This is a genomic window from Streptomyces sp. TRM64462 (assembly GCF_013362995.1).
GTDB lineage: Bacteria > Actinomycetota > Actinomycetes > Streptomycetales > Streptomycetaceae > Streptomyces.
Window position 1 is genome coordinate 1 of sequence record NZ_JABWDV010000333.1, and the last position, 4470, is coordinate 4470.

The following is a 4470-nucleotide window of genomic DNA, read 5'->3' on the forward strand; positions in this document are numbered from 1 at the left end:
CGGGCGCAGGTGCGGGCGCCGGCGCGGGCACGGGTCTCGGCGCGGGCGCGGGTCTCGGTGCGGGCGCGGGCGCGGGTGCCGGGCTCGGCCCCGCGTACGGTTCCGGTTCGGACGGCCCGGGTGCCTCGTACGGCTCGGGCGTCACAGGCGCGGGCCTCGACTCCTCGTACGGCTCGGGTGCCACCCCCGCGTACGACTCCGCCTCCGACACGGGCGGCGGTGTGTACGGCTCCGCGACCGACGGGCACGACGGGCACGGCCCCTCGGCCGGGCGGGGGCTGCGGGCGAAGGTCCAGGGCGCGTTCCTGACCGGTGCCCGCCGCAACCTCGTCGCGGCCGGCGCGGGCGCGCTGCTCGCCGCCGTGCTCGGCACCGTGGTGACCCTGGGCGCGACCTCCGGCGGGGGAGCGGACGACGGCGGCTCCACCGACAACAAGATGAGGACCGAACACTCGGCGGGCGTGGACGGCGGCGACGGCTTCGACAGCGAGACGCCCGGCGAGGAAGGCACCTCCGGCTCCTCCGGCACGTCCGGCGACACCGGCGGGTCCGGCGGCACGGGCGGGTCCGGCGGCACCGGCGGCACCGGCGGCACGGATCCGACCGGCGAGACGCCCGGCTCGTCGGCGCGGCCCGGCGCCACCGGATCGGCGGGCGACCCGTCAACGCCGGGCAGCGGCAGCCCGACCACCACACCGGGCGGCGGCACCACCACCACGGGCAGCGGCGGCGCGTCCCCGACGAAGACCGGCAGCCCGTGGTCGCCCAGCACCGGAGGCAGCGGCAGCAGCTCGCCGTCGACGAGCGGTTCCACGGGCGGCGACTCCCCGAGCCCGTCCACGAGCGACAGCACGGGCGATACGACCACCAGCCCCAGCCCCACGGACGGCAGCGGCGGCGGAACCACCGGCGGCTCCGACGCCGGCGGCACGGACACCAGCGGCGGCGGCACCTCGCCCACAGCGGGCGGGCCGACGTCCACGTCCGAGGAGCCGAGCCCCACGGTCGCCTGACCGGCCGGCACCGAGCGCACACACGTCTACGGCCCCGGGGGCAGCGCCACCCGGGGCCGTAGACGTACGTCCGCTCAGAACAGCCGCAGCTTGTCGTCCTCGATGCCGCGCAGCGCGTCGTAGTCGAGCACCACGCACCCGATGCCGCGGTCCGTCGCCAGCACCCGCGCCTGCGGCTTGATCTCCTGCGCGGCGAACACACCCCGTACCGGCGCCAGATGCGGGTCGCGGTTCAGCAGCTCCAGGTACCGGGTGAGCTGCTCGACGCCGTCGATCTCGCCGCGCCGCTTGATCTCCACGGCGACGGTCGCGCCGTCCGCGTCCCGGCACAGGATGTCGACGGGGCCGATGGCCGTCGGGTACTCGCGGCGGATCAGCGTGTAGCCGTCGCCGAGTGTCTCGATCCGGTCGGCGAGAAGCTCCTGGAGGTGCGCTTCCACGCCGTCCTTGATCAGGCCCGGGTCGACGCCCAGCTCGTGCGACGAGTCGTGGAGGACCTCCTCCATCGTGATGATCAATTTCTCGCCTGCCTTGTTCACCACGGTCCAGACGCCCTCGGTCTCCCCGTCGCCCTCCTTCAGCGTGCAGGGCGGCGACATCCAGTTGAGGGGCTTGTACGCACGGTCGTCGGCGTGGATCGAGACGCTGCCGTCCGCCTTGACCAGGATCAGACGGGGGGCGGATGGCAGGTGGGCGGTGAGCCGGCCGGCGTAGTCCACGGAACAGCGGGCGATGACGAGACGCATGGTCGGCAACGCTACTCGACGCGGGCGCCTCCGCGCGATTCGGCGGTTCCTCTTCCGCTCCCGGTGCGCGCGGCCCGCGCAAGATCCGGAAGAACGGCACCAAACGCCCGTGGATCCATGGCCTGTTGTGTCCCAATCTCCTGGTGCGGTCCGGACAGCACGCATACCGTGGAAGCGGGAGGTTGTCGCTCGTGCACGCTGCGTGCCGTACGGGGGCTCCTCCTCCCCTGCCCGTAAGACCCCGCTCCCCGTGGGGTCGCGAGAGGAGAACCCATGTCGCTCGACGTCTCACCGGCGCTGTTGGAACAGGCCGAGCGAGGCGAGGTCGACGAAGCCGCTTTCGTCGACTGCGTCCGGACCTCCCTGCCCTACGCATGGGAGATGATCAGTTCTCTGGTGGCTCAGCTGAAGGTGGACGGGGGTGCGTTCGCCGACAACCAGACGCCTCCGCCGGACGAGCAGGCGCGTGGACAGCTGCTGCGTGCCCTGGCGAGTGACGCGATCCGGGGGGCGCTGCAGCGTCACTTCGGGGTGCGGCTCGCGTTCCAGAACTGCCACCGCGTCGCGGTGTTCCCGCTGGACCCCGCGGTCGACGAGCGGCTCGCCCGCTTCACCTCGCCCCGGGCCCAGTTGCTGAACCAGTCGCCGGAGCTCCGCGACTGCTGACGCCCCGTGTTGCCGCCGCTCCGCGTCCCGGGAGGCGTGGCCGGTGCTGGGGCGGCAGCATCCTGGCGGCCGCCGCATCCTGTTCCTCTGTGCCTGTTCCTCAGTGCCTGTTTCTCAGTGCAGCAGCGGCAGCACTTCGGAGCCGAGCCGACGTACGTTCTCCTCGGTCGTGGCGACCAGGCCCGACCCCTCCACCATCAGCGCGAACCGCCGGATGCCGGTCCGCTCCGACGTGGCGGCCAGCCGGTCCGCCGCGAACCGGGGCGTGCCGACCGGGTGCAGCCGGCACAGCAGCTCGGTGTACGCGAACGGGTCGCGCATCGCCCGGTGCCGCCCGTCGACCGTCACATGGGCGTCGAGGCCCTGCTTCAGCCAGCCGGGCATCGACTTCAGCAGCGTCTCCACCGCGTCCGCCGTGTGGTCCGCGATCTGGGCGACGCCCGCCGACACATGGTGGTCCGCGACGGCCGCGACCGCGTCCGGCGTATGGCCGGCGGCGAGCGCCTCCGTACGCCACAGGGCGACCATCTCCGCCTTGACGTCGTCCCCGACGTGCATGCCCAGCAGCATCGGCAGGCCGCGCGCGGCGGCCAGCCTCACACTGCTCGGTGAGGTGCACGCCAGCAGCGTCTCGGGCGCGGCCGAGCCGTCGATGAGCTCGTCGGGCCGGGGGACGACGGCGACCTCACGGAACCGGTACCGGGCCCCGTCCGCCGCGACGCGGGCGTCGCGCTGCCAGCGCAGCAGCAGGTCGAGGGCCTCGGGGAAGTCCTTCTCGTACGCGTCGAGGCCGCCGCCGAACACCTCCAGGTCCACCCAGGGCCCGCCGCGTCCGACGCCGAGGGTGAATCTGCCGCCGGAGGCGATGTGCAGCAGCGCCGCCTGCTCGCCGAGCGCGACCGGGTGGCCGTTCGGCAGCACGCTCACCGCCGTGCCGACGCGGATACGGCGGGTGCGGCCCAGCAGCAGCGCGGCCAGTGTGATGGCCGAGGGACACACGCCGTACGGTACGAAGTGGTGCTCGGCCAGCCAGACCGCGTCGAGACCGGCCTCCTCGGCGGCCTCGGCGGTGCGCACCGCGCGGTGCAGTGCCTCGCTGTGCCCCTGGCCGGGAAACTGGGCCGCCAGTACAAAAGTTCCCACGCGCATCGCGCTATGCCTCCTTGACGGCCGACGCGGTTCCCCTCAGGGGCAACAACGCCTGACACGTGCCAAAGGCAACGGCCTCCCGGCGAGTTCTTGCGATTTTCCGCTAACCACCCCTACGGGAGGGGGTGATCGCACACATGACCGTGCCGAAGGCTCCCCGCCTGGCCCCTTACGCTGGACGTACCTGTCCGCGATCCGCCCCTGTGAGGTGTTCCGTGTCCCCGCGCCGCAACCGACCCCCGAGGAGGGGCGGAGAGAACTCGACCGGGAACGGCGGCGGGAGCGTCGAAGGCGACCGGTACGGGGGCTTCCAGCGGACCGAGACCTGGCAGGGCGAGGAGTGGTCCGTCCGGAACGTGGCGGGCGCGAGCGCGGCCGGGAAACGGTACCGCTGCCCGGGGTGCGACCAGGAGATCCCGTCCGGCGTCCCCCATGTCGTCGCCTGGCCCGACCACGGCGGCGTGGACGACCGGCGGCACTGGCACAAGGCCTGCTGGAACGCGAAGGACCGGCGAGGCGCCCGCGTCCAGCGGTCCCGGAACGCCCCGCGCCACTAGGCCGTTTCCTTCGGATCATCTGATCGTTGGTTGATGCGTGTCGTTGACTGACGCCCAGTGGGCACGCATCGAGCCGTTGCTGCCGGACCGGACACCGAAGCGGGGTGGCCGGTGGCGGGACCACCGGCAGGTGATCGACGCGATCGCCTTCAAGTACCGCACCGGCACTCCGTGGATGGAGCTGCCCGAGCACTTCGGCTCATGGAAAGGCGCCCACAACCGGCTGCGGAAATGGGCCGCCGACGGCACCTGGGAGAAGGTCTTCACCGCCCTGCTCGCCCAGGCCGACGCCGAAGGCGACCTCGACTGGGTCGTCGCGGTCGACTCCACGATCGTCCG

The 4470-nt window shown here is 73.0% G+C and carries 5 protein-coding genes and 1 pseudogene; 4 read left to right on the top strand and 2 right to left on the bottom strand.

Features of this window, described 5'->3' with window-relative positions; genetic code table 11:
- Positions 1-1013 (top strand): annotated as a pseudogene (locus tag HTZ82_RS17040) (hypothetical protein); the annotation flags it as partial.
- Between the two features lie 74 nt (positions 1014-1087).
- On the opposite strand, the gene nucS reads toward HTZ82_RS17040, so the two are convergent.
- Positions 1088-1759 carry an endonuclease NucS gene (nucS, locus tag HTZ82_RS17045; protein WP_175410248.1) on the bottom strand — a complete coding sequence of 224 codons (672 nt, stop codon included), beginning with the start codon at positions 1757-1759 and terminating at the stop codon, positions 1088-1090.
- A 273-nt stretch (positions 1760-2032) separates the two neighbouring features.
- Between nucS and HTZ82_RS17050 the strand changes: the two genes are divergently transcribed.
- On the top strand, positions 2033-2425 hold the full coding sequence (locus HTZ82_RS17050) for an SCO5389 family protein (RefSeq protein WP_175410249.1): 393 nt from the start codon (positions 2033-2035) through the stop codon (positions 2423-2425).
- Between the two features lie 114 nt (positions 2426-2539).
- Here the strand turns inward: HTZ82_RS17050 and HTZ82_RS17055 are convergent, their stop codons facing one another.
- Entirely contained in the window at positions 2540-3574 is a 1035-nt protein-coding gene (locus HTZ82_RS17055) for an LLM class flavin-dependent oxidoreductase (RefSeq protein ID WP_175410250.1), read from the bottom strand.
- 215 nt (positions 3575-3789) lie between these two features.
- On the opposite strand from HTZ82_RS17055, the gene HTZ82_RS17060 reads away from it, so the two are divergent.
- Together HTZ82_RS17060 and HTZ82_RS17065 are read left to right on the top strand one after the other, a co-directional pair.
- Complete coding sequence (locus HTZ82_RS17060) at positions 3790-4131, top strand: ATP/GTP-binding protein (RefSeq protein ID WP_175410251.1); 342 nt, start codon at positions 3790-3792, stop codon at positions 4129-4131.
- A 37-nt stretch (positions 4132-4168) separates the two neighbouring features.
- The coding region (locus HTZ82_RS17065) for a transposase (RefSeq protein ID WP_175410252.1) at positions 4169-4470 on the top strand (302 nt) is incomplete at its 3' end.

Excerpts from the sequence above, each read along its gene's own strand:
- nucS (WP_175410248.1), bottom strand. The coding sequence starts at position 1,759 with ATGCGTCTCGTCATCGCCCGCTGTTCCGTGGACTACGCCGGCCGGCTC.
- HTZ82_RS17050 (WP_175410249.1), top strand. The coding sequence starts at position 2,033 with ATGTCGCTCGACGTCTCACCGGCGCTGTTGGAACAGGCCGAGCGAGGC.
- HTZ82_RS17055 (WP_175410250.1), bottom strand. The coding sequence starts at position 3,574 with ATGCGCGTGGGAACTTTTGTACTGGCGGCCCAGTTTCCCGGCCAGGGG.